Annotated in this window: 16 protein-coding genes; 5 read left to right on the forward strand and 11 right to left on the reverse strand. The window is 38.4% G+C overall.

Translation table 11 applies throughout. From position 1 onward, the window contains the following. The 3 genes from N178_RS01560 to N178_RS01570 all read right to left on the reverse strand — a co-directional run bounded on the left by N178_RS01560 (window position 1) and on the right by N178_RS01570 (window position 3,279). Window positions 1–1,365: an aspartate aminotransferase family protein gene (locus N178_RS01560; protein WP_045290000.1), complete on the reverse strand. Its 1,365-nt coding sequence runs from the start codon at window positions 1,363–1,365 to the stop codon at window positions 1–3. 262 nt (window positions 1,366–1,627) lie between these two features. Continuing rightward, window positions 1,628–2,320: a copper homeostasis protein CutC gene (locus N178_RS01565; protein WP_045290002.1), complete on the reverse strand. Its 693-nt coding sequence runs from the start codon at window positions 2,318–2,320 to the stop codon at window positions 1,628–1,630. Between the two features lie 251 nt (window positions 2,321–2,571). Beyond that, the gene (locus N178_RS01570) at window positions 2,572–3,279 is read right to left on the reverse strand and encodes a hypothetical protein (RefSeq protein ID WP_045290004.1); all 708 of its coding nucleotides are present in this window, start codon (window positions 3,277–3,279) and stop codon (window positions 2,572–2,574) included. Between the two features lie 165 nt (window positions 3,280–3,444). On the opposite strand from N178_RS01570, the gene N178_RS01575 reads away from it, so the two are divergent. Both N178_RS01575 and N178_RS01580 read left to right on the forward strand, forming a co-directional pair. Beyond that, entirely contained in the window at window positions 3,445–4,872 is a 1,428-nt protein-coding gene (locus N178_RS01575) for a cryptochrome/photolyase family protein (protein ID WP_080890126.1), read from the forward strand. A gap of 213 nt (window positions 4,873–5,085) precedes the next feature. Then, entirely contained in the window at window positions 5,086–6,318 is a 1,233-nt protein-coding gene (locus tag N178_RS01580; protein ID WP_237758374.1) for an ATP-binding protein, read from the forward strand. A 36-nt stretch (window positions 6,319–6,354) separates the two neighbouring features. Here N178_RS01580 and N178_RS01585 read toward each other — a convergent pair whose 3' ends face one another. Then, window positions 6,355–6,840, reverse strand: a complete 486-nt coding sequence (locus N178_RS01585) for a metal-dependent hydrolase (protein WP_013084711.1) — start codon at window positions 6,838–6,840, stop codon at window positions 6,355–6,357. Between the two features lie 116 nt (window positions 6,841–6,956). Next, window positions 6,957–7,124, reverse strand: a complete 168-nt coding sequence (locus N178_RS26860) for a hypothetical protein (protein WP_013058761.1) — start codon at window positions 7,122–7,124, stop codon at window positions 6,957–6,959. A gap of 123 nt (window positions 7,125–7,247) precedes the next feature. Between N178_RS26860 and N178_RS01590 the strand changes: the two genes are divergently transcribed. Beyond that, a complete protein-coding gene (locus N178_RS01590; RefSeq protein WP_045290010.1) occupies window positions 7,248–7,490 on the forward strand; it encodes a hypothetical protein in 243 nt (80 codons plus the stop codon). 37 nt (window positions 7,491–7,527) lie between these two features. Here the strand turns inward: N178_RS01590 and N178_RS01595 are convergent, their stop codons facing one another. The 3 genes from N178_RS01595 to gabT all read right to left on the reverse strand — a co-directional run bounded on the left by N178_RS01595 (window position 7,528) and on the right by gabT (window position 11,858). Beyond that, a complete protein-coding gene (locus N178_RS01595) occupies window positions 7,528–8,952 on the reverse strand; it encodes an NAD-dependent succinate-semialdehyde dehydrogenase (RefSeq protein WP_045290011.1) in 1,425 nt (474 codons plus the stop codon). Between the two features lie 31 nt (window positions 8,953–8,983). After that, window positions 8,984–10,354 carry a sigma-54 interaction domain-containing protein gene (locus N178_RS01600; RefSeq protein ID WP_045290012.1) on the reverse strand — a complete coding sequence of 457 codons (1,371 nt, stop codon included), beginning with the start codon at window positions 10,352–10,354 and terminating at the stop codon, window positions 8,984–8,986. Between the two features lie 148 nt (window positions 10,355–10,502). Further along, entirely contained in the window at window positions 10,503–11,858 is a 1,356-nt protein-coding gene (gene gabT, locus N178_RS01605) for a 4-aminobutyrate--2-oxoglutarate transaminase (protein WP_045290013.1), read from the reverse strand. Between the two features lie 276 nt (window positions 11,859–12,134). Here gabT and N178_RS01610 point away from each other — a divergent pair, with 276 nt between their 5' ends. After that, window positions 12,135–12,560, forward strand: a complete 426-nt coding sequence (locus tag N178_RS01610) for a DUF2621 domain-containing protein (protein WP_045290015.1) — start codon at window positions 12,135–12,137, stop codon at window positions 12,558–12,560. A 31-nt stretch (window positions 12,561–12,591) separates the two neighbouring features. Here N178_RS01610 and N178_RS01615 read toward each other — a convergent pair whose 3' ends face one another. From N178_RS01615 to N178_RS01625, 3 genes are all read right to left on the reverse strand, one after another. After that, entirely contained in the window at window positions 12,592–13,083 is a 492-nt protein-coding gene (locus N178_RS01615) for a CcdC family protein (protein WP_013084715.1), read from the reverse strand. A 104-nt stretch (window positions 13,084–13,187) separates the two neighbouring features. Next, window positions 13,188–13,751: a DUF2179 domain-containing protein gene (locus N178_RS01620; protein ID WP_045290017.1), complete on the reverse strand. Its 564-nt coding sequence runs from the start codon at window positions 13,749–13,751 to the stop codon at window positions 13,188–13,190. Window positions 13,752–13,962: 211 nt separating this feature from the next. After that, window positions 13,963–14,670, reverse strand: a complete 708-nt coding sequence (locus N178_RS01625; protein ID WP_045290019.1) for a cytochrome c biogenesis CcdA family protein — start codon at window positions 14,668–14,670, stop codon at window positions 13,963–13,965. Between the two features lie 140 nt (window positions 14,671–14,810). On the opposite strand from N178_RS01625, the gene N178_RS01630 reads away from it, so the two are divergent. After that, window positions 14,811–14,987: an aspartyl-phosphate phosphatase Spo0E family protein gene (locus tag N178_RS01630; protein WP_013084718.1), complete on the forward strand. Its 177-nt coding sequence runs from the start codon at window positions 14,811–14,813 to the stop codon at window positions 14,985–14,987. The last annotated feature ends 3 nt before the right edge of the window (window positions 14,988–14,990 follow it).

The following is a 14,990-nucleotide window of genomic DNA, read 5'->3' on the forward strand; positions in this document are numbered from 1 at the left end:
TTATTTATTCACCCACTTCTCTTCTGCTGCTTTTACCGCTTCTTCAAATCTCGTTAATACTTCATCCGTTTGTTGTTTTGTTAAAATTAATGGAGGAAGCAAACGAATAACAGCACCATGCCTTCCACCAACTTCTAAAATGACGCCTCTGTCAAAACATTCTTTTTGAATCAGCTTAGCTAACTCACCGTTTGCAGGATGACTGCCAATTTTATTAGCAGGCTTTGTTGCGTCTATGATTTCAACACCCAGCATCAAACCTCTTCCACGTACATCGCCAATCGAGAATACTTGCTTTTGAATAAGTCTTAGCTGACTTTGAATATAAGCTCCCAACTCGTGAGCATGCGCAGGTAAGTTTTCTTGTTTTATAAATTGCAGAGTAGCTCGTCCTGTAGCCATCGCAAGCTGATTTCCTCTAAAGGTGCCGATATGTGCACCCGCTTCCCATTGATCAAGCCTTTTATCATACAGAACGACTGATAAAGGAAGGCTGCCTCCAATTGCTTTAGATAGCACTAATACATCAGGTTCGATATCAGCGTGCTCGAATGCATACAGCTTTCCTGTTCGACCAATTCCAGTTTGAACTTCATCGACAATAAGCGGAATGTTTCGTTCTTTTGTAATTCTGCGAAGCTCTTTTAACCATGGAATCGGTGCTGGAACAGAGCCTCCTTCTCCTTGTACAATTTCTACTACAACACCGGCAGGAGTAACAATTCCGCTTTCAGGATCATCCAGCATATTTTCAATATATGTACTAATATATGTGTGTCCTTCAGCACCTACGCCAAAAGGGCAGCGATATTCATATGGGTAGGGTAAAAAATGTGTGTCCGGCACTAGCGCATGAATGTGCTTTTTGGGACTCGTTGTACCGCTGATGCTTAACGTTCCGTGTGTGGAGCCGTGATATCCCCCTTGAAAAGATAAAATCGTTCGGTTGCCTGTTGCTGTTTTCACAAGCTTCAAAGCCGCTTCAATTGCGTCTCCGCCAGTTGGACCGCAAAACTGTATTTTCGCTTTGTTTGCGAAATTTTCCGGCAAACTAGCGAATACTTCATCGATGAAAGCTTCTTTCACAGGCGTTGTTAAATCTAATGTATGTAAAGGAATAGATTTTGCTAAAACGTCTTGAATTGCTTCATGAACTACGTGATGGTTATGACCAAGAGCAAGCGTGCCGGCTCCTGCTAAACAATCAATATACTCTTTTCCATCCATATCCGTTATCACGGCGCCCTTTGCCTGCTTGATCGCAATGGGAAGGCGTCTAGGATAAGATCTTGCATTGGATTCTCGTTCATTTTGCATAGCAAGCAGCATTTCGTTTGATGTAAGTTGTTTCGTTGACGTTGACATATCATATCCTCCTGTTTGTTCAATTGATAATGATTTTCATTAACAATTACAACAATAAATGATAATGATTATCACTGTCAATAATTATTCTGAAAATATGAAATTATTCCTATTCCCTTCTAAATTCATAAAAACTCAGCATTTCTCTTATGTATCAAGGATTCAAAGGGTTTTATTATGTTTTCCATTTAGGGAAAACTATGTAATAAGTCCCTTTCTATTTCCAAATAAAAAAGTGCTACAATTCCTTGTAGCACTTCTGTTACTTTTGCTTATTCATCGTTTCTTTTGCAGCTTTTACACTCCTTGGGTCAAGCGGTTTCGTATATTGACAATTCACTCGAACCCCTGAACCAATACGAATTTCTTTCACGGGAGTAACGGATAAGAACGCTTGAAGATTTTCAGGTTTCAGCCCTTTTGTCCCGATTAAAATAATATCTTTATCTTTCATTCTTCTTAACAGCTTTTTAATATGAGGAATACCGTTCAGTGCACTTTTATCCGCTCCTGAAGTCATGACACGCTGAATTTGCTTATAGCTTAAAAGCGTTTCAAGCGCCTTTTCTTGATCACTGATTTCATCAAATGCTAAGTGAAACGTTACGTTCATTTCTCCTGCCGCATCCAGCAGTCGCTTTAAAGCTTGCTCATCGATAATTTTGTCTTCTGTTAAACAGCCAATTTCAATTCCATCAATGCCAATTTCTCTTGCATGGTGAATATCTTCAATCATTGTTTGCAAATCGTCTTCATCATATTGAAAAGATTGATTATGTGGACGAATCATCACAAATATTGGGATATGTATCGTTTCTTTTACTTTTTTCATCAAACCGTAGCTTGGGGTTAAGCCGCCTTCACCGATTCCAGTTACAAGACTTATACGATCGGCACCATGTTCCTGGGCAACTTTAGCATCATGTAAGGTTGCAGCTGTGACTTCTAATATCATTCTAAAAACACCCTTTCCCCTTTAATATAGAGCTTTTGCCTTCTTTTCCCTGTATTTATACTTAAAAAACTCTACCAAACTCTCTTATGTAAGAAAACACCCAAAAGATGTGATTAATATTTTCAAAAAATTGAATGTCATGGAAAAAGAGTAAGAACTATTCTTTTTCTCATGACGTTTCAATTAATAAAATTCTATATTTATACTAAAGATTTAAAAATACATCCCTTTTATCTAGGGTAAAGGATTTATTAAAAAGAGCGTGGATTTGTTTGTTGCATGAACATCCACTCATTTAAAGAATGAGGCTGCTGATGACCAACGGGTGCTGAGACATCGCGGCATCCGCAATCATGCATCGGCATTTGACCCATTCCTCCGTGCATTGGCGGCATTCCACCTTGCATCGGCATTTGGCCCATTCCTCCGTGCATTGGCGGCATTCCTCCATGCATCGGCATTTGGCCCATTCCTCCGTGCATTGGCGGCATTCCTCCATGCATCGGCATTTGGCCCATTCCTCCGTGCATTGGCGGCATTCCGTCTTGCATCGGCATTTGACCCATTCCTCCATGCATCGGCATTCCGTCTTGCATTGGCATTTGGCCCATTCCTCCATGCATTGGCGGCATTCCTCCGTGCATTGGCATTTGACCCATTCCTTCATGCATTGGCGGTAGCTCTCCGTACATTGGCATTTGACCCATTTCTTTTTGTATCGGTGGCATTTCGCCTTGCATCGGCATTTGATTCATTCCTCCATGCATCGGCAGCATTGCATCTTTCATCGGCGGCATTTCTCCGTACATTGGCATTTGCTTCGCGCCTTCTTGCATCGGCATTGCCTGCATTTCTTTTGCAGAAGGCATCGGCGGCATTTTAGCAGGTTTAGGTGCTGCTTGCATATATGGATTGGATATCGGTTGTCCGGTTTGTTTCATTCCATACGAATTTCTCATTTTTAAGGGCTCCTTCCCATTCTCTTACTCTGTTTACGTTATTCTTTTTACCATCAATCTGAAATTCGTCCATAAGAAAATAGGCCTTCTACACATTCAAAATTGTAGAACGTATGAGAAAAAAGCTATAATCGAGGCAAATTGCAGATAGAAAGGTGGCACATGATGAATAAAACCATTATCGTATGGATTCGAAAAGATTTTCGGCTGGTTGATAACCCAGCTCTATTTCACGCAGCTAAAGAAGGAATGGTTGTACCTGTTTATGTCCATGACGACTATGAAGAAAGCTCAATGGGAAGTGCAAGTAAATGGTGGCTTCACCATGCGCTAAATGACTTTAAAACCTCGATCGAAAAGATAGAAGGAACGCTAATTGTACAAAAAGGAAACCCTAAAGATGTGTTGCAAAAATTACTCCATGAAACGAATGCGCAAGATATTTATTGGAACAGACGCTATGAACCACATGCGCTAAAAAGAGACAAAGAGCTTCAAGCTTTTTTTTCAGAGCAACAAATAAATATTCGCACATTTGAGGGATTTCTCCTTCATGAACCTTGGAAAATCACAAAAGAAAATGGAGAGCCTTATAAAGTATTTACAGCTTACTATAAAGCTTCTCTAAAACATTCCATATCTTCTGCTGTAAAAAAAGTTACTTCCATACAGGCCTTCTCTAAACCAATTGAATCTCTTTCGGTCTCAGATCTTGATTTGCTTCCAAGCATACCGTGGGATGAAACGATTAAGTCGACGTGGGAAGCTACGGAAAAAGGCGCTGCTAATGCCTTCAAAACGTTTTTAAAGAAAAAGTTGCTTCACTATGAAAAAGGACGAGATTTTCCCGCTGAAGCATTAAATTCATTCCTATCTCCTTATTTCGCTACAGGACAGCTTTCAGCTCGAGTCCTTTATCATTATTTGAGAACTAAAGCAGAAAAAGGACGTTCTGATGCTTTTGAACAGCAAGCTGAAATGTTTATTCGTCAACTTGCATGGAGAGATTTTGCTTATCAGCTGCTTTATCATTTCCCACACACTATAAGTGAACCGCTGAATGAAAAATTCAAGCAATTTCAGTGGGCTGACGGCAATGAAGAGCTTCAAGCTTGGAAAAATGGAAAAACCGGCTATCCCCTTGTCGATGCCGGAATGCGGGAGCTGTGGGAAACAGGCTTTATGCATAATCGAGTTCGAATGGTAGCCGCTTCCTTTTTAGTAAAGCACCTTTTAATTCATTGGAAACACGGAGCAAATTGGTTTTTTGATACCTTATTAGACGCAGATTTAGCTAACAACACAATGGGCTGGCAGTGGGTTGCAGGCTCGGGAGCAGACGCCGCGCCATATTTTCGTATTTTTAATCCAATTACTCAATCAGAAAAATTTGATAAAGAAGGAGAATATATTAAAAGGTGGCTTCCAGAGCTTAAAGATATTCCTTCTTCTTATATTCATAAACCTTGGGAGGCCCCAGCAGACGTATTAGAAAAAGCAAACGTTACACTTAATAAAACATATCCAACTCCAATTGTCGATCATAAAGCAGCTAGAGAGCGAGCGCTAGAGCATTATCAGCATATCAAGTAAGAGGTAAATCACACCTCTTATTTGATATGCTGAATTTTTTAAATGTGTAAAAAATTCCATTTCACATCTATTTGCAACTAAAAACATGTATTTGAAATCTATTTATAGGGTTTTCAAGCCCAATTCCCCTCTCTATAGCACATTTGATTTTTCATATTTTTTCCTATAATTTGAATATATAATAATGATTATATATGCTTGGGAACTCTCTCATTGCATAGATCTGATTGGAGTGATTCGATGCCCGTTTGTCCTTCTTGTAACTATAAAGAAGATTATAATTTTTGCAGAATGTGCGGCACTCAAGTTCGGCACACCTTCACCAACCAAGAAGATCAGCTTTTTTATCCATTAAAAGATCGAATCATGACGGATGATAATGAACCAAAGCATCAAGCTATTTTATCTCATACCCATGATTTAGTATGTGCTATTACTGAAGATGGCATTTATGAATACGCTTCTCCTTCTTACGCTAAAACATTAGGGGTTTGTCCTGATGAACTTATTGGACAACATGTGCTTATCAATGCGTATCCTGAAGACAAACACCTAATCTCGACTATTTTAGCTAACATGAGCAAAACAAAAGATGCCTCCACATTTGAATACCGAAAGTTTCACGTGAATGGCACCATCGTTTTATTAGAATGTAAAGGCGCTCCAATTGTCACAGCTACTGGAGAAATCGAAGGGTTTGTATTTGTCTCACGAGACGTAACAGAGAAAAGACAAGCAGAGAAAAAGATTCAGAATTCAGAAAAACTCTCTGTCCTTGGTCACCTTGCTGCAAGTATCGCACACGAGGTTAGAAATCCTTTGACAACCATTAAAGGGTTTGTACAACTGTTCAGTGAGACACAGCAGCCGAAAAAAACAATGATTTATCGAGATCTCATTCAGCATGAACTCTCACAAATTGAACATATTATCGCAGAATTTATGAGTTTAGCTAAACGAGAGTACGCATATACAGAAAGCCTTGTTATGACAGACTTGCTAGATGAGGTATTAAAGCAATTTGAACCGGTTACAGAAGTCAAAAATATCCACATCATTCGCCATTATCCAAAAGAACATCCCCTGCTCATTAGTGGGCAAAAAACACAGCTAACCCAAGCATTTATTCATATCATACAAAATGCCATTGATTCGATGGAAAGCGGCGGTAAGCTGGCTGTATCGATTGAGAAATCAGCTAGAGAAACGCTATGTATTGTGATAAAAGATAGCGGATGTGGAATTGATTCAAAGCGTATCCCTCATATAGGAGAGCCTTTTTATACAACAAAAGAACGAGGAGTAGGCCTGGGACTAACCATTTGTAACAAAATTATTAATGAGCATAATGGTTTTTTCCACATATCAAGTGAAGAAAATGACGGCACAAGCATTACCATTACCCTGCCTATGAAAACGCCTGAACTTTATGTGGTAGAAGTGTAAAAGAAGCCATCTGAGTAAATCAGATGGCTTCTTTCTTTAAAACAGCTGAGTGTACAGCTGATACTTATAAAGCATATAAAAACTTCCTATCACTGCCAGGTAAAAGATGAGAGTCTCTGCTCCACCACCTGTTTCATATGTCAAAGGAGGCTTAAACTTCTTCTTGCTAAGAGGAGAGAAAAAAGGTACCCCTCGTTTAGAAAAGAAATCTCCAAGAATATGAAAAGCGTATCCATAGGCTATCCCTAATGTAAAATCATTGTTATACATCGTATGTAAATAAAAAATAAGTCCACTTGCAAGAATAGAATGCGTAATACCTCGGTGTCCAAAAATAGATTTAATGACTTTTGCAAGACCAAGAGATCTTCTACCAATATATGAATTTGGTTCATCAATATCAGGAAGCAGCGCTCCAATCGCAATGCCTACAACATAAGGAAATGTAAACGAAGCGTCTCCTGTTATAGCCACACCGGCACCGGCAGCAATCGATGTTGCAATATGTGTGTGATATCTCAAATATGCCACCTTCTTTCTTTTTCAACTTAAGGCAAGCACCGTGACCAAAATCATACATATGTTCGCCCAACGTTAACTATAAGTGAAGGTGGTAAAAATGTCAAAATAATCTATAGTTACGTAAACTGCAGACCGACTAACCCAATAAGCATCACAAGAAAACTAATAAGAGTACCCTTTCCATTTTTCTTTGCTCTTCCATCTTTTTTGACAATGGAATAAATCCACGTACTCGAATACACGGCGAATCCAAGGAAACCAAATAACGTGATATATGTAAACATACCGAAACTCCTTTGCTTGTCATTACTATTAACTATACGAGATTTTTTTTAAAAAACAAAGTAGTATGACGGCTTGTTTAATATCTCTTTCTTTTTCTTATACTAAGAAGAGGAGGGATGGCTATGCACCAAAAGCAGTTAGAAGATATATTTGACTTTTATGGACTGAGCGAAGTTTATCGAGGCAAATTTGAAGATGTTGAACACCACTGGTTATTTAAAGACGCCGAGCCAACTATACTAGAAGATTTTTTTAATTCTCACGATTGCGAAGACCTTGAATGCTATACTCTTGAGGAGTTTTGTTTTTTATTCATGAATTTTCAATCAATCCATGCACAAATTCCCCACGTGTACTATTACTAAAAAAAGTGATTTCGCAGGAAAGCGAAATCACTTTTTATTAAAAGCCTAAAGAAATATATTTTACTTCCAAATATTCTTCAATTCCGTAATGTCCGCCTTCACGTCCAAGTCCACTTTCTTTAAAGCCGCCAAACGGCGCTTGTGGTGTAGAAGGTAGTCCATCATTTAGCCCTACAATACCATATTCTAAAGATTCAGCAATACGAATAGCTTCTGAAATATTTTCAGTGAACACATAAGCTGCTAATCCGTAAGGAGAGTTATTTGCACGGCGAATAACTTCTTCTTCTGTTTGATACGTCGCAATTGGAGCAATTGGTCCGAATGTTTCTTCGTACATACAAAGCATGTCGTCCGTTGCACCATCTACAACCGTAGGCTCAACAAAAAGCCCGCTTCCCTCTTCGCGTACAGCCCCTCCAGTTAAGACATTTCCACCCTTTGCTACAACATCATCTAAGTGGCGCTTTACTTTTTCTAACGCTTTTTCATCGATTAAAGGTCCGATATCCGTACCTTCTTCTAAGCCGTTTCCGACTTTCAGCTGACTAACAGCCGCTGCAAACTGCTCTGCGAACGGTTTAGCAATAGACTCGTGCACGTAGATGCGGTTTGTACATACGCATGTTTGACCAGCGTTACGGAATTTAGAAGCAATTGCATTTGTTACTGCTTTATCTAAATCAGCATTTGCTGTTACGATAAACGGAGCGTGTCCTCCTAATTCTAAAGACACTTTTTTAACCGTATCAGCTGCTCCGCGCATTAACAGTTTACCTACTTCTGTAGAGCCCGTAAACGATAGTTTGCGTACGCGTCCATCTTGAAGCCACGCTTCTCCAATCGCTTTTGCATCTCCCGTAACGACATTAATTACGCCTTTTGGAATACCTGCTTCCTGCGCCAGTTCTGCTAGACGAAGAGCCGTTAGTGGCGTTTGTTCTGCCGGTTTAATAACCGCTGTACATCCAGCTGCTAAAGCTGGCGCTACTTTACGCGTAATCATAGCTGCCGGGAAGTTCCAAGGTGTAATAGCTGCCATAACGCCCACAGGCTGCTTATGAGCAAATAATCGTTTATTAGGAGAAGAAGCTGGAATTGTTTCTCCGTAAATACGTTTTCCTTCTTCTGCGTACCATGAAACGAATCCGTTGGCATAGCCAATTTCACCTTTTGCTTCTTTAAGAGGCTTACCTTGCTCGACTGTCATGATTTCAGCCAGTTCATCCGTGTGTTCTTCGATCAGCTGATGCCATTTAAATAATAATTTACCGCGCTCTTCTGCTGTTTTTTTAGACCATGTTTGAAACGCTTCATAAGCAGCATCTGCTGCTAACTTTGCTTCTTTTTCTCCGCCTTTTGCAACAGTAGCTACTACTTCATTTGTTGCTGGATTTACCACTTCGTATGTATCACTTGCTGAAACAAATTCTCCGTTAATATATAAGTTTGCTTGCTTCATATTTCTTCACTCCCTGCTTAAATTTATCTACCTACTGTTCGGTACTGTCCGACACGTATTTTCGAATTTTACGGCTCGCTTGTGATTGACTAATACCAAGCTGTTCGGCTACTTTGTAAGATGACCTATGCTGTTCAAACGCCTTGATGACCATTTCTTTTTCCACATGTTCAATCATTTCAGGAAGCGTATGCACAGGTGGATCGATAGCAAACTCTTTTGCAAATGGCAAGTCTTTAAGCGTAATCATTTCTTCTCCTGTAACAACCAGACGCTCAATGATATTTTCCACTTCGCGAACGTTTCCTTTCCATTCCTGCCCTAAAAATGCATCTAATGCCTTTGGTGATAAGCGTACATTACGTTCATATACCGTATTGAAATGATGAAGAAACTGATAGACAAGAGGCAGAATATCTTCTTTTCGCTCTCGTAAAGGTGGAATCGTAATTGGCACCACGTTAAGTCGATAGTACAAATCACGTCTAAACTTTCCTTCTTCGACCATTTGCTCCAGATTTTGATTCGTAGCAGCAATAATTCGCACATCTATTGATACTGCTCTTGTTGAACCCACGGGACGAATTGTACGGTCTTGCAGCACGTGGAGCAACTTACTTTGTGCTGAAAGAGAAAGTTCACCAATCTCATCTAGAAAAAGCGTGCCTTCGTTCGAAAGCTCAATGATCCCTTTTTTCCCTTCTCGAAATGCTCCAGTGAACGTACCGCCTTCATAGCCAAATAGCTCTGATTCAATAAGCTGTTCAGGAAGCGCTGCACAATTAAGCTCATGATAAGGCTGCTGTTTTCTTGTACTAAGCTGGTGAAGCAGTTTTGCTACTCTGCTTTTTCCTACCCCTGTTTCTCCAAGTAAAAGAACGGTTGTATTTACAGAAGCAACTCGTTGAATGGTCGAAAAAACTTTTTTCATCGCTTCGCTTTTTGTCACGATGCCTTCTAAATCGACGGATTCGTTTAACTCTTTTTTATAGTTTTCAAGCTGTTCTTCCATCTCTTCCACTTTTCGTTTTAATTCCATTAAATCTGTGAGATCTCGAGAATAGCTAATAACGCTTTTCAATTGCCCATCATTGGTAAATACTGGCCTTGTCCGCACATGAAGATACCGGCCTGAGTTTGTTTTTTGAACCAATTCAATTGCTTGATTAGATTCAATCACCTTTAACGTGGCCGAAGGATAAAAGATCCCCATTTCCTGCAGTTCTTTTACGTGCTTTCCAATAAAATCTTCCACTTTCAAAGCATAATTTTTTTCACACTCTGAATTTACAACTAATACATATCCATTTGCATCAGTTACAAAGATTTCATCAAATGATGACTCAAATATATCGTAAAGTTCGTCGTTAATTTGCTGAATATGCTTTTTATGAATGGTCATTTGAATCACCTTTTCGTCAAAAAATAATTATTATTTTATTTTATCAGAAAATGAAAAATCTATAAATAGAGTGTCCAAACATACCCATTCTTTGTGATTCATGAAGAATGAGTGAAGAGTTCTCTCTTCACTCATGTCTCAATTTCTCTTACACTTCAACCGTTTGCTGTACGCTTGCTTCTAGTGCTGCTTCAAAAATAGCTAAGCCTTCTTCTAGCTGCTCATCTGTAATAACAATCGGCATTAAGATACGAAGAACGTTTCCGAATACTCCCGCGCTAAGCAGTAATAATCCACGTTTGTTTGCTTCTTTTACGATGCGCTGTGTAAGCTCTTTATCCGCTTCTTTTGTTTCGCGGTCTTTCACAAGCTCGATAGCAGACATAGCTCCTAATCCGCGGATATCACCGATACAGTCATATTTTTCTGCTAATTTTTCAAATCGTGATGTTACTACTTTTCCAAGGTACTCACCGCGTTCATTTAGCTTTTCTTCTTCAATAATATCAAGTACAGCTAAAGCCGCTTCACATCCAAGAGGGCTTCCGCAGTACGTTCCGCCAAGCTCACCAGGATTAGATTCATCCATGATTTCAGCACGGCCAATGACACCGCTAATCGGTACACCAGCTCCTAGTGATTTAGATACTGTAATTAAATCTGGTTGAACGTCAAAGTGTTCAATACCGAAGTAGCGGCCCGTACGTGCAAAACCAGCTTGGATTTCATCTGATACAAATAAAATTCCGTGCTCTTTACATAATTGATACACTTCTTGCACAAAACGTTTACCTGGAACAATGAAACCACCTTCGCCTTGAATTGGCTCCATTACAACAGCTGCAATCGTTTCTGGTGCTACTTCTGTATTTAAGAAGTTTTTGAATTCGGTAATCATAAACTCTTCGTATGCTTCAACTGATAATCCTTGTGGGCGGCGATACTCATAAGGATATGGAGCTTTGTATACTTCAGGAGCAAACGGTCCAAATTCATATTTATATGGCTTTACTTTACTTGTCATTGTCATTGTCATTAATGTACGGCCGTGGAAACCGCGGTTAAATGAAATAATTCCTTGACGCTTTGTATATTTACGAGCAATTTTCACTGCATTTTCTACAGCTTCTGCTCCGCTATTTAAAAGTAATACTTTCTTGTCAAATTCACCAGGCGCAATTGCTGCTAATCTTTCTGCAAGCTCTACATATGACTCATACATCATTACATTAAATCCTGTGTGAATAAAACGGTCTACTTGCTTGTGAAGCGCTTCTTTTACTTTTGGATGACTGTGCCCTACATTGATTGTGCCAATTGCGCCTACGAAATCAATAAACGTATTGCCATCGACATCTTTAACGATCGCCCCTTCAGCCGTATCAGCAAATGTCGGAATGCCATAACTTACACCTTTCGGAATGGCACGGTGTCTTCTATCTAATAATTGCTTTGCATTTTCTCCCGGTAAATTTGTTGCTACTTTGCTAAAAGTTTGACTCATTTTTTATCTTCCTCTCATATTAAATAATTCTTCAATTAGTTTATATGCAAAAAATGTGCCAACTTTTTAAAAGCTGAAAAATAAGCATTTTTAGATAATTCTAACGATAATTCACTTATTAATAAGTCTATATAAACTTATTAATAAGTCAGAAAAGACTTCCTTCTCACATAAAGTGCAGGAATTTTATATTGCCATAAAAGGAACAAGGCTTTTATAATAAATGTATAAATATAGTAATGTTATGATTAATCTCTTTATAAAGGAGTGAAAAATATGCTAGAGGGCTGGTTTTTATGGGTTATTTTATTTTGGGTTGTTTTTTTAATGAGCATGTTTGCTATCGGCGGATTTTTTATGTTCAGAAAATTTTTAAAACGCTTACCAAAAGAAGACGGCATGTCTGAACTTGATTGGCAAGATCACTATCTTTCCAAAACCATTCATCTTTGGTCAGCAGATCAAAAGCAGCTATTAAACGTTCTTGTTGAACCAGTACCTGAACTATTTCGCGATGTGGCCAAACAAAAAATTGCAGGGAAAATTGGGGAACTCGCACTTGAGGAACGAGCCGCCTCTATAACAGAAGACTTAATCGTACGTGGATACATCTTAGCTACGCCTAAACGTGATCATAAATTTTTATTAAAAACATTAAAAAAGCAAAAAATAGATGCCGTCCCCTATCAGCATTTATTTTAAATTAAAAAAGGTGGCTGCGTAGCCACCTTTTTTAGTTTAATATCGTTGTATTCCCAAGGCGATCATTGTGCAGCTTTCGTTCGAGCTTTTTGTACGATGTGTACATCGCAATGCGCCAAGGTACAATCATACCAAATGCTAAAATCCAGAACATACCGCCAAGCTGGCCAACATCAATTGAAGAACTTAAATATATTTTCATTGCAATTCGAATAATAAGCAAACCAATAATAATGAATGCAAAAGCTTTTGAACGCTTCAAGTAAATATGATCGTCACGAATTTCAAATTTAGACGTTTTAATTAACAGGATTGAGAAGATCATGCCTGCTATTAACGCCTCAAGCAGTTCTGCACCCGTTACTCGAAACATTGGAAAGATAAACATTAATGCTCCCGTACTCATAAAAAAAGGCGGAAGTATAATTTTTTTTGCATTCGTTGGTTTATCAGCAGCTTTCATTCGAACAACTAATATGAAAGAAGCCATAAAAATTGCGACAAGTGTTGAAGCAATAACCAATGAAATCCTTCCTTTACTATAGTTTAGTGTTTACTTATATTATAATCCAAAAAACATCAGAAGTAAAAGTGCAACAAAAAAACAGAAGAGGATCTCTTCTGTTTTTATTTAGTAGAGCTAATATCTGCTTTTGCTTTTTGCTTTTGTTTTTGTTTTTGCTTTTTCATTGCTTTTAGTAAGAACCCGCCTTTAAATTTACGCGGCTCGTATGAAATAATGAAAGCACGAGGCTCATATTCTTCAATGAATGCTAATAGCTCTTCTTCTCTACTTCGTTTTGTTAAAATGTCCAATCTATAGCGTGCACTGTCTCTTCCTTCACCTTGGTAAACAGTAACACCAAAACCTTCCTGTCGGAGGCGGTTAATTAACTCTTCATTTTTGGTCATAAGGTTAACTAAGAATGTTGTATATCCGATAGCAAGCCTAGATTCGATATAACTTCCAAGGATAATTCCCACTCCAAACCCAACTGCATATACAACCATAGCAAGCGTGCTTTGATCTCCTGAAAATACAAGGGATAAGCCGAATACATAAATTAACGCTTCAACAAATCCAAAAACCGAGGCATACATACTCATACCTTTGACTAAAAAAATTGTGCGCAGCGTCAAGATCGGTACATAGATCAGTTGCAAAAGCAAGATTAACAAAATATCTTTCAATTTATACACCTCTTTTTAACAATTAAAAATATGACGATTTCATTGTATCACTCCGTATTTATAGAAGATATAGTAAAAATAAATTTTTTCTATATATTTTTTCACACCATATTCTTGGATATTTTCTAAGAGCGAAAGTAACTATTTTGTCTTTTGAAAAATAAAAAGAATCTGCCAATTCTCAGATTCTTTTTTGTATCATCTTCCCTTTTTAAAAGCCCGTAAACCCTCCAAATACGCTCGTTGTATAAATAATAATTTTTGTCATCCAGTCAAAATATAAAATAAACCCCATGCCAATCATTGCATATCCGCCAACTTTCATCATGGAATTCATATGTTTTTTTAACCAGTTCATTTTCCCAATAAAAAACGTCATAATAAAAAATGGAATAGAAAATCCAAGTGAATAAGCTATCATATACAAAAGGCCAGAGCCTGGGTTTGTCGCTGCAAGCGCCATAACCGATACTAAAATAGGGCCCGTGCAAGGAGTCCAGCCCGCAGCAAAAGCCATGCCTATGAAAGAAGAACCTAAGAGACCAGCCGGCTTATTTGCGAATCTAAGCTTATGTTCTTGCATAAGAATTCGAGGCTTAAAAATCCCTAGTACAACTAGACCAAAGAAAATAATAAGAATAGCGCCAATCTGCCGGATCAAATCCTTATAGTTAAAAAACCACTGACCAATAAAGGACGTCGCAAAACCAATCATAATAAAAATGATAGAAAATCCCAGCAGAAAGAAAGCTGTGTGAATAAAAGCTTTGCGCTGATGTGACTTAGCGCCTTCCTTTAGCTCGCTAACTGATACTCCCGTTATGTACGATAAAAAAGCTGGGTACAAAGGCAAACAGCAGGGTGAAATAAACGATAAAAAGCCCGCGCCAAATGCCAAAAACAAATTTAAATCTCCCATATTTCCCACTTCCCTTTTTTTGTTCTTTTTGTTCTTTTTCGTTACCATTTTGTAACCAAATTGTCTTATCTCACTTCTTTCAAATAGTACCATTATCTTGTATAATTAGGTAAACGACTTGTTAGAAGGGATACATAGCATTGGCCAAAAAAGATATTCTATTAGCGATTGAAAAGAAACGAGAAGAACTCATCCGCATAGTCCGAGTAAGTGGATTAAACTCTCCACCTGCTATTAAACATAGTCAAGAATTAGATCATTTATTAAACGTTTACAATGAATTCCCTGCCCAAACAACAGAAACAACCTCTTCATGAAGG

The organism is Priestia aryabhattai B8W22 (assembly GCF_000956595.1).
GTDB lineage: Bacteria > Bacillota > Bacilli > Bacillales > Bacillaceae_H > Priestia > Priestia aryabhattai.

Coding starts and splice junctions, on each gene's coding strand:
- N178_RS01560 (WP_045290000.1), bottom strand. CDS start 1,365: ATGTCAACGTCAACGAAACAACTTACATCAAACGAAATGCTGCTTGCT.
- N178_RS01565 (WP_045290002.1), bottom strand. CDS start 2,320: ATGATATTAGAAGTCACAGCTGCAACCTTACATGATGCTAAAGTTGCC.
- N178_RS01570 (WP_045290004.1), bottom strand. CDS start 3,279: ATGAGAAATTCGTATGGAATGAAACAAACCGGACAACCGATATCCAAT.
- N178_RS01575 (WP_080890126.1), top strand. CDS start 3,445: ATGAATAAAACCATTATCGTATGGATTCGAAAAGATTTTCGGCTGGTT.
- N178_RS26860 (WP_013058761.1), bottom strand. CDS start 7,124: ATGTTTACATATATCACGTTATTTGGTTTCCTTGGATTCGCCGTGTAT.
- N178_RS01590 (WP_045290010.1), top strand. CDS start 7,248: ATGCACCAAAAGCAGTTAGAAGATATATTTGACTTTTATGGACTGAGC.
- N178_RS01595 (WP_045290011.1), bottom strand. CDS start 8,952: ATGAAGCAAGCAAACTTATATATTAACGGAGAATTTGTTTCAGCAAGT.
- N178_RS01600 (WP_045290012.1), bottom strand. CDS start 10,354: ATGACCATTCATAAAAAGCATATTCAGCAAATTAACGACGAACTTTAC.
- gabT (WP_045290013.1), bottom strand. CDS start 11,858: ATGAGTCAAACTTTTAGCAAAGTAGCAACAAATTTACCGGGAGAAAAT.
- N178_RS01610 (WP_045290015.1), top strand. CDS start 12,135: ATGCTAGAGGGCTGGTTTTTATGGGTTATTTTATTTTGGGTTGTTTTT.
- N178_RS01625 (WP_045290019.1), bottom strand. CDS start 14,670: ATGGGAGATTTAAATTTGTTTTTGGCATTTGGCGCGGGCTTTTTATCG.